This window comes from Pseudoalteromonas phenolica, from assembly GCF_044788725.1.
Classification (GTDB): domain Bacteria; phylum Pseudomonadota; class Gammaproteobacteria; order Enterobacterales; family Alteromonadaceae; genus Pseudoalteromonas; species Pseudoalteromonas phenolica_C.
In genome coordinates this window covers 3,747,099-3,762,849 of record NZ_CP173161.1, presented here as the reverse complement: position 1 = coordinate 3,762,849, position 15,751 = coordinate 3,747,099, and the positions used below count along the sequence as shown (strand labels likewise).

Annotated in this window: 11 protein-coding genes and 1 pseudogene; 6 read left to right on the top strand and 6 right to left on the bottom strand. The window is 42.4% G+C overall.

Annotated features, from left to right (window positions below):
• Positions 1-104: 104 nt before the first annotated feature.
• A complete protein-coding gene (locus ACH784_RS17065) occupies positions 105-1,811 on the bottom strand; it encodes an alkaline phosphatase D family protein (RefSeq protein ID WP_404392220.1) in 1,707 nt (568 codons plus the stop codon).
• 430 nt (positions 1,812-2,241) lie between these two features.
• Between ACH784_RS17065 and ACH784_RS17060 the strand changes: the two genes are divergently transcribed.
• Entirely contained in the window at positions 2,242-3,156 is a 915-nt protein-coding gene (locus ACH784_RS17060; protein WP_404392218.1) for a diguanylate cyclase, read from the top strand.
• Here ACH784_RS17060 and ACH784_RS17055 read toward each other — a convergent pair.
• A complete protein-coding gene (locus ACH784_RS17055; RefSeq protein WP_404392216.1) occupies positions 3,153-3,551 on the bottom strand; it encodes a YbaN family protein in 399 nt (132 codons plus the stop codon). The two genes, ACH784_RS17060 and ACH784_RS17055, sit on opposite strands and share 4 nt — an antisense overlap.
• Positions 3,552-3,736: 185 nt before the next feature.
• On the opposite strand from ACH784_RS17055, the gene ACH784_RS17050 reads away from it, so the two are divergent.
• Positions 3,737-4,588, top strand: a complete 852-nt coding sequence (locus tag ACH784_RS17050; RefSeq protein ID WP_404392214.1) for a D-hexose-6-phosphate mutarotase — start codon at positions 3,737-3,739, stop codon at positions 4,586-4,588.
• A gap of 44 nt (positions 4,589-4,632) precedes the next feature.
• Here ACH784_RS17050 and ACH784_RS17045 read toward each other — a convergent pair.
• A pseudogene (locus tag ACH784_RS17045) lies at positions 4,633-5,834 on the bottom strand (IS3 family transposase).
• A gap of 181 nt (positions 5,835-6,015) precedes the next feature.
• Here ACH784_RS17045 and ACH784_RS17040 point away from each other — a divergent pair.
• Positions 6,016-6,270 (top strand): hypothetical protein, encoded by a 255-nt coding sequence (locus tag ACH784_RS17040; RefSeq protein WP_404392212.1) that lies wholly within the window; start codon positions 6,016-6,018, stop codon positions 6,268-6,270.
• 114 nt (positions 6,271-6,384) lie between these two features.
• The gene (locus ACH784_RS17035) at positions 6,385-9,258 is read left to right on the top strand and encodes a TolB family protein (RefSeq protein ID WP_404392210.1); all 2,874 of its coding nucleotides are present in this window, start codon (positions 6,385-6,387) and stop codon (positions 9,256-9,258) included.
• Positions 9,259-9,331: 73 nt separating this feature from the next.
• Here ACH784_RS17035 and ACH784_RS17030 read toward each other — a convergent pair whose 3' ends face one another.
• Together ACH784_RS17030 and ACH784_RS17025 are read right to left on the bottom strand one after the other, a co-directional pair.
• A complete protein-coding gene (locus ACH784_RS17030) occupies positions 9,332-9,610 on the bottom strand; it encodes a hypothetical protein (protein ID WP_404392208.1) in 279 nt (92 codons plus the stop codon).
• A 120-nt stretch (positions 9,611-9,730) separates the two neighbouring features.
• On the bottom strand, positions 9,731-10,906 hold the full coding sequence (locus ACH784_RS17025; protein ID WP_404392206.1) for a hypothetical protein: 1,176 nt from the start codon (positions 10,904-10,906) through the stop codon (positions 9,731-9,733).
• A gap of 199 nt (positions 10,907-11,105) precedes the next feature.
• On the opposite strand from ACH784_RS17025, the gene ACH784_RS17020 reads away from it, so the two are divergent.
• On the top strand, positions 11,106-11,717 hold the full coding sequence (locus ACH784_RS17020; RefSeq protein WP_404392204.1) for a hypothetical protein: 612 nt from the start codon (positions 11,106-11,108) through the stop codon (positions 11,715-11,717).
• Between the two features lie 72 nt (positions 11,718-11,789).
• On the opposite strand, the gene ACH784_RS17015 is transcribed toward ACH784_RS17020, so the two are convergent.
• On the bottom strand, positions 11,790-14,306 hold the full coding sequence (locus ACH784_RS17015; protein WP_404392202.1) for a zinc-dependent metalloprotease: 2,517 nt from the start codon (positions 14,304-14,306) through the stop codon (positions 11,790-11,792).
• A 280-nt stretch (positions 14,307-14,586) separates the two neighbouring features.
• On the opposite strand from ACH784_RS17015, the gene ACH784_RS17010 reads away from it, so the two are divergent.
• Entirely contained in the window at positions 14,587-15,747 is a 1,161-nt protein-coding gene (locus tag ACH784_RS17010) for an efflux RND transporter periplasmic adaptor subunit (RefSeq protein WP_404392200.1), read from the top strand.
• The last annotated feature ends 4 nt before the right edge of the window (positions 15,748-15,751 follow it).

Below are 15,751 nucleotides of genomic sequence, written 5' to 3'. Positions count from 1 at the left end.
TCTTTATGGGACATTATCAATATAGTCAATCTTGGGCATTTTGCAGGCGGGTGTGGTTTTCTGGAGGAAAGTGATTAGCTGTTAGCTAATCACTTTTAGGTTGCCTAAAGTCGCTTTTGTATCAGTGTTTTATTCTCAATACCAAACACCTGGCTTTGCACATTGCTGATGAAGTGCCATTGGCTATCGACATTATCAGGGGTGAAAGTGAGCGTCATAAAGCCACGCTGGTGGATGTTGGCAAACTCTAGGTCATCCACAAGCAGTTCGAGTACTTTTGCAAATTCGCTGGCTTGCGATTCAGGTAGTTGTAAATAGTACTCTAGGCCCGGAGAGCTCACCGAAGGCGTAGCAAACTCATAACCACATACATCGCCTTGTGCGGTACATAACTTACCAGACCACGCATTGTGGGTGTCACCGGCAATGGTGACGAGGTTTTTGTTTGCAGCTTTAGCTGTTTGTAACAACATTTCACGTTCAACTGGGTAGCCATCCCAAGCGTCTAAGTTATAGGGGGCGGTAAATCCAATGCGCATCTTGTCTTGTTCTGTTAGCGTTGGATCAGATGCCTGAGCGCGTGCCTTTAACTGCGCTAATTCAGTCATTTGTGAAGCAATTGCTGCACTTGGGTTAGCCATAGCAACCAGTAGCTCTGCAGGTAACATCATTTTGGTCATTAGCACTTGTTGGCCAAGTACTTGCCATTTTGCTTCTGAAGTTTTGATGCTATCGGTTAGCCAAGTTAACTGTTCAGTGCCAATGAGCTGCTGGGTAGGAGAAGTGAGGTCTGCTTGGAAACTTGCTGCATCTAATTGACCAGATGTTGGGTCAAAATAGTTTTGATAATCAAGCGGTTTTACGCGAGCTTCATGGCGCGTGTCGAGCATATAAAGAGAGACGAGTCCGCCAAAGTCGAATTTGCGATATAGGCTTTCTGCTTGGCCAGCCACATAAGGGCGAATTGGCATCCATTCGTAATAGGCTTTAAGTGCGGCCATCTTTCGGTCAGTAAACATGCCTTCATCGTCATTATGATTTTCAGCCCCATCTAGATAGGCGTCGTTACAGACTTCGTGGTCGTCCCAAACTGCAATAAAAGGGGTTTTGGCATGTAGGGCTTGAAGACCTGTGTCTGTTCTGTAAAGCGCATAGCGTTTACGGTAATCGGTTAGGCTGAGCAGCTCACCTTGATTATCTTCTGGTAACATTCGACCAAGCTCAGCTGCTTTGTCTGTGGCGTATCCCCCCATTCCGTACTCGTAAATGTAGTCACCTAAATGCAGCACTGCGTCTAAGTCTTGCATTTTTGCAGCCTCAGCATAGGCGTGAAAATAACCAGCAGGGTAATTTGCACAAGACATTACGGCAAATTTTACCTGTTTTACATCCATTTCAGGTAAGGTTTTGGTTTCGCCCATAGGAGATGGGTTGTCATTGGCTTTGAAGCGATAGTAGTAGCGAGTGTTTGCTTTTAGTCCTTCAAGATCGACTTTGATGGTGTAATCATTCTTAGCTAATGCAGCAAGAGGCTCATTAAACTCAAGGTTTTCAAACGTTTTGTCTAACGATACTTCTAAACTGACATTGACACTTTTGGGAGTACCTTCAGGTGTGACACGCGTCCACAAAATGACTCTATCAGTTAATGGATCACCACTGGCTACGCCGTGATTAAAGTCTACTGCAAAGTCATTATAAGATGGACTCGAGTCATTGTGGCTACATCCTACCAGTGATAAAGACACCGTAGCTGCGCCAACGCCTGCTAATGAACTTTTAATAAAATCGCGACGTGAAAGCCCTTTCATGGGTTGTACCTCTTTATTGTTATATCTCAGAAAAAGGCCGATGTTAGACAACAGTTATGACATTTTTACGACTGGTCTTACCTTGTCATAAGTTATTCATGGCATTGTCACATTAAGAGAATTGTGAGAAGGTAATATGTTGATTTATAAAAGCTTAATTTATTGAAAGGGAAATGGTAAATTAATGGCCTGACACAGTTTTTATGGCTGTTGAGTTTAAAAAAGATGCTGGTAAAGAGCAGCGTATATAGACTAGACTGCTCAAGCTATGTACAAGTTTTTAATGGTTAAGTTCTGCTAATTTTTGCCGATATGGTTAGCATGCTTTGTATTACTTTTGTGTTTCTGGCTTTGAACAGCCTTGTATTCATCTTTGGTAAAGTTAAAAACTGCAAGGTGTACTCCTAAAAGTATAAAGAGAATAAGAGTTATGTTTAAAGATGTCAGTGACCTTGCAAGTTGCGAAGTGCTTATTGTTGATGATTCGGAATTAATGCGCCGATTGTTGGTGGGTTGTTTGAAGGACACTTGCAAAGTAGTCACCGTTGAATCTGCAGAGCAGGCCATTGCTTATTGCCAAGAAGAAACCCCAGATTTGGTGTTGATGGATTGGGTATTAGAGGGCATGTCGGGTCTCGAAGCTTGCCAAACCATGCAGGCAACACCGGCACTATCTGAGATCCCAATTATTTTTGTAACCTCCAATGCTAATGAAGAAAGTCAGCTGCAGTGCTGGGAAGCGGGTGCTGTGGACTTTGTGCCTAAACCGATTGTACCGAAAACGCTGCAAAACCGTGTAAAGACGCATCTTAAATATAAACTTCAAGCCGATGTTTTACGTAACTACTCTTTTATTGATGGCTTAACAGGTATTTATAATCGCCGTTTCTTTGATACTGAAGTAGAAAGACTACTGAAGCAGCGCCATCGGGTTGCCCATTCACTTTCTATGATCATGATCGACATCGATTTCTTCAAAAAATATAACGACCATTATGGTCATTTGGCGGGTGACGATGTTCTCAAGCAGGTGGCTGATAAGTTAAAAGAAATCGTCAGAAGACCGCTTGACTCGGTATGTCGCTACGGCGGTGAAGAGTTTGTGGTGTTGCTACCAGATACCCCTTTGCAAGGTGCGAAAATAATAGCCAAAACTTTGGTACGTGCAATTGCAGGTATGGAACTAGAACATAGCCAATCTGAACATAATGTTGTGACCATTAGTGCGGGTGTTGCGTCTGCCACCAAAACATGCACCTCAGTTGAGTCGTTGATGCAAAGTGCAGATGAGGCGCTTTATCAAGCAAAAGGCGCAGGGCGCAATACCTATAAATGCGCTAATTAGAGACTGATAGGCGGTGCAGAAGGTTTAGACAAAATATAAATCATCACCGCCACTTCGATACTTGCAACAAGTATTAACACCCATAGTGCGGGTTGGCTATAAAGTAAGATCGCATACCCAAGTAGCATCCCCAAACCGGCTCCCCATTTTCCTTTGATAGGAATAACTTGATGATCATGCCAAAGTCTTAACGGTTCACCGAATTTAGGGTGTGTGAGTAGCCAGTTGGCGAATTTTGGTGAAGAGCGAGTAAAACAAGCAAGCGCGAGAATAAAAAAGATGGTGGTTGGCATCACAGGTAAGGCCATGCCGACAAAACCAAGACCGACAAAAATGATCCCAGCAGCATGAAGCCAAAAGCATTTATTAAAGAGTTTAGGACTACTTTTGCTCATTAATTAATCTCGCCAACATGTAATATTTTAAGCTTATCACAGAGTTATTAGTTTGCGAGTTTTTCTAAAACATTGAAGCATGACGTTTGCGTGAAGATGCTTCATTTGGACGTTTATATGTTTACTCTGAGTGGGGTTATTCGGTAATGTAGTCGAGATATCAAAATTTTGAAGTTAGGTGAATTATGGAACTTTCAGCATCAGTTTCTATCCAGCGCACGGAGTCTGGACTCGAGTATTTAAATGTCGACGGTCCGCGTTGTAGTGCCAAAATCTTTTTACAAGGTGCACAACTGACAGAGTTCACGCCTGTTGGCAAAGGTAACTTGATCTGGGTGTCAGAAGATGAAGACTATCTAGAGGGCAAAGCCGTTCGTGGTGGTATTCCTATTTGCTGGCCATGGTTTGGTGTGCACAGCGACCCTGATTGGCCAATTCATGGAGTGGCACGTAAGTTAATGTGGCGTGCTGAAGAAGTACATGAAAGCGATGAAGCCATTGTGATTAAGCTTTCATTACCTATGACTTTGGTTGATGAGACTTACTGGCCGCATAAATCCAAGCTTGAAGTTGAATTTCATTTAACTGAACAATTAAAAGTGAGTCTAACCAACACAAACCTGGGTGACTCGCCCTTTACTTTAACTCAAGCGTTGCATACTTATTTCCCGACGCCAAATATTGAAGCGACCACTGTGGATGGCTTACAAGGTTCAAAGTTTATTGAGTTTGGTGAAGGCCCATTTGATCAAAATGAAGTTGTTGGTTTCGCTCGTGAAACAGACATGGTGTATACCCAGGCAGCACCGGTTCAAGTTATTAGAACACCAGATGGTAACATTGAAGTGGGTCGTGAAAGCTCTACTTCTTGCGTGCTTTGGAATCCATGGATTGAAAAGTCTAAGCGTTTAAGCAACTTTAGAGATGACGAATATAAAACCATGCTGTGTCTAGAAGCGGCAAATGTAATGGATGACGCTGCTACCGTTGAGCCGGGGCAAAGTCATACGCTGACAACGACATTGCGCTGGGTATAAAGCCTTTTCATTGACCCATCCTAGCATGGGTTGACACTTTTATATTAAAACGCTCGGTGAACTTCATCGGGCGTTTTGTACTTTAAGGCTGTGTGTGGCCTTTTCTGATTATAGATTTCAACAGACTGCTTCACCATTTTCTTAGCCTCTGCCAGGTTATTTGGCTTTATCACTAAATATTCATTTTTAAGAATACCGTTTACTCGTTCAGCCAGGGCATTTTGGTAGCAATCATACCCATCAGTCATTGAACAGCTTACTCCATGTTTTTCATGTATCTGTTGATACTCATTAGAGCAATATTGAATACCTCTATCTGAATGATGGATAAGTGTTGATGTACTCTTTCTATGTGTCAGAGCGTGCTTGAACGCCAGCTTTACTGAGCTTGTTTTTAAATCATCACTTAAGTGATAGCCAACAACTTTCCTTGAATAAGCATCTGTCACGAGGCTGAGATAGGCGTCACACTCATTTGTTGGTAAATAGGTAATATCTGCCACCCACAGTTGCTCTGGACGGGTGAGCTCAATGCCTTCTTTTATGATGTTAGGATGTTTATAAAATCGATGAAAACTATGTGTCGTTTTATGGAACGCACGTTTGTTCGGTACTAATAATCGATTTAGCCTTAGTAAAGTAAATAAGTGGTCTCTTCCGATTGATATCTGAGATTGCTTCATCATGTATTGTAACTTTCTCGTGCCAATACGAGGATGAGTCATGCGCTCAAGCCTCACAAATGAGAGAACATTTTGCTCAAGTAGAGCGTTGTTTGCATTCACTTTACAACGCTTGTAATAAGCTTGGCGAGTAATACCTAAATACATACACGCTTTACTCACCGATAGCTTGGCTATGGTTTTTTCTTCAATAACTTGTTGCGTTGCTTTTTTGTAATACGTACTCCGAAATCTTTATCCAGTACATCAACTATCGTTTCGAAGAACTGTGCCTTGAGTTTTGCATCCTCTAGCTCTTTCTCAAGTGCTTAGATTTTTTGTTCTGGCGTTAAGTCTTTGGGCTCTGACATATAACCGACCTCTCTCATATGATTAGGTGTTCCTTTACTCCAATCTAGACGGCCATGCTTACGAAGCCAAACTAAAACTGTCGAAGCCCCTTGGATACCATAATGGTCTTGTGCTTGTTTGTAAGTGCATTCGCCTTTTTCTACCTTATCAACAACTGATAATTTAAAGGCAAGCGAATAATCTCTTTGGGTTCTCTTAGATATAGATGTCATGACATTCTCCAAATTTAAATTTGAAAAGTGTCAACCTTAATTAGGACGGTACACATTCATTTTAAAAAGCTGCATTGCATGATGTGGCTTTTTTTATAAATCAAACTTGATAATGATTCTTATTTGCATATAATCGGTTTTAAGGATGGTGTCTGACACAGTACAAATTAGGGAGAGGGTGATGATCTTTGTTTTAAGTTTAGTTGTCGTTGTATTAATGATAATGGCTTTGGTCAATATTAGAGCGTACACACCGCTATTTAAATATTTGCATCATATTGCGACTTGGTTAGCCGCGGCTATCATAGCCAGCGCTATGTTTTATATGGGATTAAGTATGTTGTTGGCGGTCACTATGTTTGTGGTGGCTGGTGGTATTTTGGCGTTATTTATCACTTTGGCAAAGCCAGAGCAGGGCGAGAATAGCTTTTTCTGAGTCCCCTTAGTTTTGGTTACATAACACCATGTTACAATTTCATACGGCTTGCCTACATTCTTAACAATGTGATTCCCTTATGCTTTACGCATATTTGAGAAAGGATCACGGAACATGCATTCAGTTATGAAAAAAGTCGCCCTTGGCTCACTCATGTCTTTGTCGAGTATGAGTTATGCCGCACCGATGTGGCAAACCATAGAAACCGAACATTTCAATGTGCATTACACGCAAGGACATAAGCGCTGGGCAGAATCTGCTGCACACGAGCTTGAGTTAGTTCGCGATAAAGTACTTGAGCAGCAAAATCGCAGTCTAGAAGCCAAAGCTGATGTGGTGGTATTTGATCCCTACCATGGCGCAAACGGCTTTGCTATTCCAAGTACCGATAAGCCCCTAATGGCGTTATTTACCACGCCACCACAATCAGACACCGTGATCTCTAACAGCAGTGGTTGGCAACAGCTATTGATTTTGCATGAGTACATTCATTTGGTGCATTTATCTCAACCGAATCGCAGTTCATGGCGACAAACACTTCGTGATGTATGGGACCCATACGATATCGCGCTTGCGATCATGCCGCGTTGGGTGGCAGAAGGGTATGCCACCTTGATGGAGTCGAAAATGACAGGTCGAGGTCGTTTATTTGATAACTACACTGAAGCCCTACTCACAGAGTTTGCTCGCCAAGGAGCATTATTGCCTTATTCTGCGCTCAACAATGGTAACGACAGTTATTTGAGTGGCTCAATGGCATATTTAATCGGTGTGCGATACTTGGCATGGCTAGAAAAGAACTATGGTGAGCAGACTCTAGATGCCGTTTGGACACGTATGCAGGCGGTGGAATCGCGTGATTTTGACGAGGCGTTTAAGGGCGTATTTGGCGACCATCCAGCAAAACTATATAAGCGCTTTGTCGCCGAATACACTTATCTGAGCATGGCTTCTGCGCAAGATTTACCTGAGTTGGATGCTAAGTTATGGCATGACTTTAAGTTTGATGCTAAAAACCTGCGCTTATCGCCAAGCGGGGAATTCATTGCCGTCACTGAGCGTGATAGCAAAGGTCGCACTGAGCTTAATATCTATGCGACCAAAGACAACGAAAAAGCTGAAAAAGACTTTAATGAAAAGCAAAAGGCCTTACTTGCGGCAGATCCTAAAGATGTGGCAGATAATGCGCCAGAGACCTTTGGCAGAATAAAAAAGCACACCCTGACGCCAAGTAATTTTTCAGGCATTCGCTATGCGCGTTGGAAAGATGAAAATACTCTATATTTCGTGGCATCGGTGCAAAAACCAAATGATCAGCATACAGTGCAAGGCGAATTATTTCAGTGGACGCTCGATGATAACCAAGTCACACAGTTAACCGATGATGCGGGCATTCGCCGTTTTGCGATAGATAAAAACAGCAATGCCATCGTGGCTGAGAAAGTACGCTTTGGTTATTCAAACTTGGTGAATTTAGAGCTCAACAATGGGTCTGAAACCATACTCTCAAGCAATCAACTTGGCGACACATACGATTATCCTGAGATCTCTGAAAATGGGAATAAACTGGCCTATTTACAATCAGGGCTGAATCAAAACTGGCAGTTGTATGTGCGAGATAGGCAAACACAAAACAACTTTCAAGTACCCACGCCTAAAGATTACCAATTCTTAACTCAGCCCAGTTGGTCCAAAGACGGTAATACCTTGTTTTACGTAGCCGGTGTTGAGGGCGCGATTAACCTATATGCTTATGACTTTAGCACGCAGCAGTTGTTGCAATTAAGCCAAGGTCAGCATGTGGTGAGTTTTCCACAGCAGTTAAGCGACAGTGAATTGCTGTATCTAGGTGTTTCATCAGAAGGTCCCGATGCTTACACACTGGAGATTAATAATACTGCTAGCTTGGTCACTGAGTTGAGTGACACGGAGCAAGCCCCTAAACTTTCAAATGCCGCCGTGCAACTTGATGATGCCGAAATTTATCAGCAGCCATTGCAAAGTAAACCCTATGATAAGTGGGATCACAGTGCATCCATGACTTTGGGTTCGCAGTATTACAGTGCAAGTACTGAGGTTTTACATCTGGGTGTGAAGGGGTCTGATTTCCTAGAAGAAGTAAGCTGGCATGTTGGGCTAAGCAAAAGCTTGGGCGACAGCACCCTAGTTGGTGGTTTTGCCGATGTAAAAATGCAACAAGGCAATACCGAGTGGCAGGCAAAGGTGTTTTCGTTTGAACTCGATACTGCAGCGCAAAGTCGTGGGGCAGAGATCGCTATAATGGCACCGCATACATTGCAGCAAACAGGGCTTAGCGCACAGGTTAGCCATAGCTATCGCCAAAATATGCTGTCATTGACAGGCCATGCTGCCGTACATGCGAGTGAACTAGACACAGGCTTAGGAAACCAAGACGAACGTTGGCTTCGCCTTGGGTTGGAGCAAAGCTGGCAATATGACAAACAGGCATTTGCGATTGGCCAGCAAATTAAAGCCCAGTGGCTAGACGGCAAATCAGGTGAGACGGACTGGCAGGGCTACAATCTCGCTGCGACGATATTCGGTAAAGCCTTTCATATGCCTTTGTATATACAAGCAGAGCAAGCGAAACGCGAAGAGTCACGGTTGAATTTAGGAGGCTTTAGATCGAGCCTAATTGATCAAAACGTCATGGCAAATACTATCTATAAACCTGATTTACCTTTCTTTGCCGGCATTGCTAAGCGTTATCAAGGTTATGGTGGCGGTGTGGCATGGTCAGAGGGCGCGCCTTGGCTTTATTATCAACAGCATCAATTAGATAACCAAGTGTTTGGGCAAAGCTATGGAGTTAAATGGACCACCTGGTTTAATGGTCGAGATTGGAGCGCAAAATTCGCCCCAGCGGGGATCAGTGATCTACGTATCGACATAGGCTTAAGTCGCGTTGAAAGCGCGCGTTTTGAAAGCGAAAACCGCGCATGGCTTGGGCTGTGGTTTGACTTGTAATTAATTTCGTAAGTAGGTCTATTTATTTTTTGTATTAATAGACCTACTTATTGCGCTAACTTTTTAGTAAGGCTTAATTTTTAAACCAGTAATGCAAAATATTACCGACTGCTGCCGTCATAACTCCCACTAAGATTTTTAGCTCACCCATCAAAGAGTTTTCACCTTCGAGCATATTCACATTATCACTTACTTCTACCCAAAATATGCCGCCTAAAATTGCAAAATAACAAAGCAAAAAAAGTAATGTGATGATAATTCTGACGTAAAGGAATATTGATCCAGAATTTTCAGAAGGTGCTTCTTTAGTATTTTCGGTTGCAGGCAAAGGCACTTGTTGTAGAGAGTTCATTTCTTGTCCTTAAATGTTTTTTGTAAATATATAGTTAAATCTGGTGAGTGGAAAGATAAGGAAGGAGATTTAGATAAGGTTAGGTTAAATTGCCCTGTCATTAACAGGGCAATGAGATTTTTACAGTGTTAGCTCTAGAGACTTCAGCTTCGCTTCGTACATCCCAGTCTTTTCTTGAGAGTCTGACATTTTGATGGCTTCTTCTAAGGCTGTTTTGGCTAGGTCATGATGATTTTGCATATAGTAAACTTTCGCTAATTCAAAATGTGGTTCAGGCAGATAAGGGTGTTGTTCGATAATTTTGTTCAGGATTTTTTTAGCTTTGTAAAATTGTTTACCATTGGTCGCTTTAATCGCTAGCTGTAAATAATCGAATGGGGTTTTAGCTGCTTTTTCGAGTTCAGTTTCAAGTCTATCGGCTAATGCGATATCAACGAGTTGGTCGGCTAAATAACGATAAGATGCAATTAGGTTACTGCTAACTAGTTTATGTTCGAGCGCAAATTCAAACAGCTTTTTCGCTGTATCTGTATCGCCAGCACGGCGGTGTAGAATCGCAAACAAGTTGATAAGCTCTGGGTTATGAGGGGTAAATTTAAAGGCTTCATTGGCGAGAGAATAACTTAAATCAAAGTTTTCCTTAAGCAATGCTTCAGCGGCTAAGTTTGCGTAAAACTTCGAGATAAGTCTTGGATATTTAGCATTACCTACATAAAAAGTATTTTGCTGTGGGAAGTAGTCAACAACAGTGCCAGCCCTTAAAATCTGGATCCAGCTTCTATCAGTTTCTTGAGACTCAGTCTCTATTTTTGGCGCGAATAGTTTTGTATTGAAATGCGATGATACCAACACGAGATCTTGTTCTTTTTTAAAAATGGGATAAGTCGAAACCTCACGAAAACTTGTCTCTACACCAGCTAAATTAGCGTAGGCTTGCGTTAAAACAGCTAAGCTGATGCAATTTCCATGTTGTTGATTGAATGCCTCAGTTGCGGTAAAAGTTTTACCGTCATAAGTAAAATTGCTGACTGATTTTTCAAGATAGTCAGCAATAAAAGTATCGGCTCTTTTCCCTTGTGATATTGAACTATTATATTTTTCTAAAAACTTTATTTGCTCAGCTTCTGGCAAAGAGAAAATTTCTTGTTCACTGGGAACGGGTTGCAGCTTAAATAAGGCGTGATTTGCCAATGAAACCGGTGAGGGAATGACGACTTTTTGTTCTAGCTTTGGTGCTGTTGCATTACAGCCAGTCAGTAAAAAAATGATGAAAGAAAACACAATGAAATAACGCAAAATACAGCTCCTTGTTACCTGTCAATCTAGCTTTGCACTGCTCAACTTCTATTCATACCTCGTATGCTTGTGTTTGTAAAGTTATGCACTAAAATGCGCGTCCTCTTTTAATTGTCAATAAAAATCAGTGTTTTACATCGTTTTTTATTGATGGTTACGCCTTTTTTACTTGTTCACAATATCGTTACAGGAGCCTGCGTTGTTCGACTACTTGCCGATCGTTTCATCCCTTATTTTAGTTTTTAGCTTTTGGCCTTTAATTAATAAAGTGCGCCGTAATCGCAGTGTGTCAGGGCTGTCACTGATGATGATGAGCTTTGGTGTGGCACAGAGTAGTTACTTTATTGCTTACAATTTGTTTTTTGATCGCTTGTTTATGGTGTTGCCATTTGTGGTGACCGGCGCTTTGAGTGCGCTGATCTTATATTACTTTGTGCGTTATAACTCAGATGAAAAACAACGTAGACAGTTGGCGATAATGCTGCTGTGCTCGGTGTTGCCTTTTGGACTGTTATTTTTACCAAATACCGATGCGGCAGGTTTGTTAAATGGCTTGACCTATGTAGGCTTAGTGATGAGCTCAGTCAGAGTTATGCCACAAACTTATAAAACCATTAAAAGTGGGGATGTGTCGAACTTAAGTGCCCGATATTTTTCGCTGCAATTTATTGCTGGTTTAACCGGATTGAGTGCAGAGTTACATATGACGCAAGTAAGTGTGGCGCACGTACTCACGTTTGTGATGATTTTGCTCACCAATGCTGCACAGCTGGCGTGTATTCATTACTATCGCCGCCCTGCGCTGGCTTAACAAAAACCATATCAATAAAAAGGCCAGCATAAACTTCGCTGGCCTTTTAACATCACAATGCAAACTGAGTGATTAAGCGTCTAATGCTTTCTCTATTAGGCGCTTAATATAAGCATGATGTGCTTTAGTGGCAGTGTCTGCGCCCCAAGGTGCACTCATGTCATTAATTTGTTGTAACTGATATAGCGCAGCTGCTTTAGCAAGGTTGTCATACTTACTTGGCTTGCCAAGACCAGCCGCTGCGATTAAGCGGTTTACATATTCAACCTGTAGGTTTTGGCTGAATGTGCTTACTTCTTTGCTCTTCACAAAAATACCAGCGGTTAAATCAGTCATAAAGTCGTTCAACGCGTACTCATTACCGTATAGTGCCGTGTCAGATAAACGCTGTAATACATTTGGGTGTAACAGTTGGTTTAGCACTGACTTTTGCATGCCTAAGACCATTTTGTGCGCTTTCGGATCTTCATTCTTACCATAATGGTTGAAGCCACGACGCTGTTGCTGCATGTAGTTATACAGAGGCTGCATGTTTGCCAATACATTTGGAGCAAATACTTTATCAGCAAGTGCTTGCATCGCTTCTTTTTGGCGTGCTAGAGGTACCGGTGTGAATGGTTTCACATCATCAGCCGTGCCAACTACGTTACGTTCTACATATACGCCACCAATTTGACGAGAGATCACGTCAGCTTGGCGCTTATATTGGCCGAATAGTACATTTGCAGAAGTTAATAGTTGCTGGTGTGATTCGCCTTGAACGCGAGCAGTATCAGTTAGCTTGCCTAGTAGGCTGTCGATAAGCTCCATGCGACCAACACCGTATGCTACTGGGTTAGATGATAAATCACCGATCATCACACGCGGATCAATATGGCGACCTGGTGCACGCATATCATCTGCGTCATTACCGAATGTTAGCTTTGGATCGTTTGAGCGAGATAGAATTGCTTCAAGGCGCTTTTCTTCTGCATCAGCCGTGCTTGCCGCAACGCTGTAGCCGTATTCAATTGCCCAATCATCGTAAGGACCCGGACGAGTTTGGAAGATATCACCTTGTTTTTTACCAAGTGGTGCAATGTTCGCCGGTGCATAATCCATAACAGAACCAGTCACAATACCTTGTGTTAGGTTCTTATCGTGTACTTGGTTTTCATCCCAGATGATAGACGACTTCATGTTGTGGTTAAGACCTAGTGTGTGACCCACTTCGTGCAAGATAAGTTGTACCAGCGCTTGACGAAGCATTTCTTTACGTTCGATGTCGCTGCCTGTTGATAGGCTAGCTGTCATCATTTCGCCTTGTAGCTCATGACCTAATGAACAGTTCATCGCATCATGTTCGCCTAAATCGGCATTGCTGTGGCTCATTGCACCTTGGCTGTAAAGCGTGTCGTAGATCCAGCGGTTCTTCATAAACACATACTCAAGCATGATGTCTGAACCTAAAATCTCACCCGTTAATGGGTGCGCAAGTGCAGGACCGTAACCGCCGAAAGGAGGGCGAGGTGATGATGTCCAACGTAGCACATTGTAGTTAATATCGCCGGCATCCCACTCTGCATCATCAGGTTGTATTTTTACAACCAATGCGTTTTTGAACCCGATTTTTTCAAATGCGCTGTTCCAAGCCAATACGCCGTCACGCACTGTGTCACGCCACTCAACAGGCGTGGTATTTTCAATCCACCATACGATTGGCTCTACAGGCTCAGATAGTTCAGCACTTGGATCTTTTTTCACTAAGTCCCAACGCTTGATCACGTCATTGTAAGGTGTCCAGTCAGGTGAAGTCATCACGTCGAATTGGTTAGTGAAATAACCGATACGCGCGTCGTCTTTACGTGGTTGGTAATCGTTTTTAGGTAGCGCCACAAAGCTGTGTTGAACTTTGACAGACACAGAACGCGGATCTGTTACTGCAGCAGAACCACGAACGCTTGGGTTCGGGTTGCTAAATACATAATCAACAACAATGTCTAAGTTGTTTGAATATGGACGCTGTTTGATGATGCGAGATTTTTTGCTATCCAGCTTGCCAACGTTGAAGCGTTTGCTGGCATTTTTATCACCAGCGCGCTTCCAAGGCGATACCTTGTGTAGTGATTCACTTAAGAAGATTTTGTCGGCTTTAAATGCGATCTTACCATCTTCTTGTTTTTCAATTTTTACACTCGCCAGTACCGCTTCACTGATGTTTGCTTCGCTTGCACGTGCTAGTGCAGTGTTTTCTTCAAACTGGTAGCGTGGTGTTTTGCTGATGATATCGATACGGTCGAAGTGCTGTCTAAATTCAATCAGTTTTGTTTCACGGTAGCTACCACGTACATGGCCAGCATCCGTTACACCGTCAACGGTATGTGCAAAATAAACAAATGGGGTGTTTAATTGGCTTTCTTCTAAAACCAGTAAGTGCTCACCTGTTTTCTTGTCTTGGTAAAGCTCGAACACGCCTTTAAATGCAGTTTTGTTTTCAATCAGGCTGGCAATGGTCTTTTCTTTTTTATCTTCTTTTTTGTTATCGGCAGCAATGGCTGCTTGGCTAGCAAAAGTCAGTGCTAGCGCAATTGAAAGGGCAGTTTTTTTCATAAGTACGCTTGTTATTTCTTTTTGAGATTTTTCAGTGTACCTAATATCACTTATAAAGCCATGGAGATGCGATTGATGACTTATTCTGGCCGTTGAAATGTGGGTTAAGTTTATGATTTATATGGTCTTTGATTTTGTAACATAGTATGTAGAACCAAACACCTGTCACTCATCGTATTGGTTGTAACAGATTCTTACAAATGTCACATTTTTCTTGGTACTAATCTTGTTAATATAAATGGTAGAGAAAGCTAAAATTTTTTACATAGGTGAAGTCGTTATGCAAACGAAGGTATTAAAATGGATATTTCCCGTAGCTGCGTTAGCTGTAGGGTTTATAGGGTCGGCAGGTATTAATGCTTTAGCCGAAGAACCAAATGCAAAGGAGCAAGTAGATACGCGTCCTGTCGTTGCTGTAGAAGCGGTATCTGCACTTGACCATCAAGTTGTAATTAATAGTTATGGTGAAGTTCAGCCTTTTGAAAGCACTAAGCTTTCAGCGCAGGTGTCTGGTGAAGTTGTGGCTTGGCACGATAATTTTGTAACCGGTGGCATTGTTGCCAAAGGCGAAGTGCTGCTGAGCATTGAAAAAGACAACTATGAAGCAGCCGTTTTACAAGCTGAAGCTGAAGTTACTCGTGCTCAAGCTAAGCTGATAGAAGAACAAGCGCTTGCTGACGTTGCAGCAGATGAAGCGAAGCGTTTTCCAAATAAAAAGCATACCGACTTATTCCTTCGTAAACCTCAGTTACTTAGCGCACAAGCGGCTGTAAAATCAGCTAAAGCGGCGCTTAAGCGTGCACAGCGTGATTTAGACAACTGTGATGTTATTGCGCCTTACGATGCTTTGATTGTGTCTCGTGATGTAGGTTTAGGCCAATTTGTTAGTATGGGCACTAGTATCGCGCAACTGAATAATATCGAGCATGCCGAGATCATCATTCCTATTGCTGGGTTCGATAGTGCTTTCTTACCAGAGCGAATTGAAGGCTTAGATGCGACGGTTATTCACACTGGCCTAAATGGTTACACCCGCTCTGCGAAAATTCACCGTGATTTAGGCGTTGTTGATAAAGCAACGCGTATGGTTAACCTAGTGGTCAGAATTGCTGATCCATATGGTATGAAAACGCAGCAGCCGCAAGTGAAATTTGGCTCATATGTACAAGTTAACTTCTCGGGCAAAACATTAAATAGTATCTATCGCTTGCCGCAAGATTTGGTAAACAACAACACGGTATGGTTACTAAATAGCGAAGGTCAACTTGAGTCTCGCAAGGTGCAAGTGATCCGTGAAGAAGGTCAGTACTTCTATGTAAGTACGGGCTTAAAAGATAACGAGAAACTAGTGACAACTTTACCTGAATACCCGCAAACGGGTATGTCGGTAAAGGTAGCTGGCTCTGATTCGTCTAAAGCTGAAACAACTGAAAAGCTTTAAGGAG

What these genes read in the sequence shown, in the direction of transcription:
- ACH784_RS17065 (WP_404392220.1), bottom strand. Translation starts at nt 1,811, where the DNA reads ATGAAAGGGCTTTCACGTCGCGATTTTATTAAAAGTTCATTAGCAGGC.
- ACH784_RS17060 (WP_404392218.1), top strand. Translation starts at nt 2,242, where the DNA reads ATGTTTAAAGATGTCAGTGACCTTGCAAGTTGCGAAGTGCTTATTGTT.
- ACH784_RS17055 (WP_404392216.1), bottom strand. Translation starts at nt 3,551, where the DNA reads ATGAGCAAAAGTAGTCCTAAACTCTTTAATAAATGCTTTTGGCTTCAT.
- ACH784_RS17050 (WP_404392214.1), top strand. Translation starts at nt 3,737, where the DNA reads ATGGAACTTTCAGCATCAGTTTCTATCCAGCGCACGGAGTCTGGACTC.
- ACH784_RS17040 (WP_404392212.1), top strand. Translation starts at nt 6,016, where the DNA reads ATGATCTTTGTTTTAAGTTTAGTTGTCGTTGTATTAATGATAATGGCT.
- ACH784_RS17035 (WP_404392210.1), top strand. Translation starts at nt 6,385, where the DNA reads ATGCATTCAGTTATGAAAAAAGTCGCCCTTGGCTCACTCATGTCTTTG.
- ACH784_RS17030 (WP_404392208.1), bottom strand. Translation starts at nt 9,610, where the DNA reads ATGAACTCTCTACAACAAGTGCCTTTGCCTGCAACCGAAAATACTAAA.
- ACH784_RS17015 (WP_404392202.1), bottom strand. Translation starts at nt 14,306, where the DNA reads ATGAAAAAAACTGCCCTTTCAATTGCGCTAGCACTGACTTTTGCTAGC.
- ACH784_RS17010 (WP_404392200.1), top strand. Translation starts at nt 14,587, where the DNA reads ATGCAAACGAAGGTATTAAAATGGATATTTCCCGTAGCTGCGTTAGCT.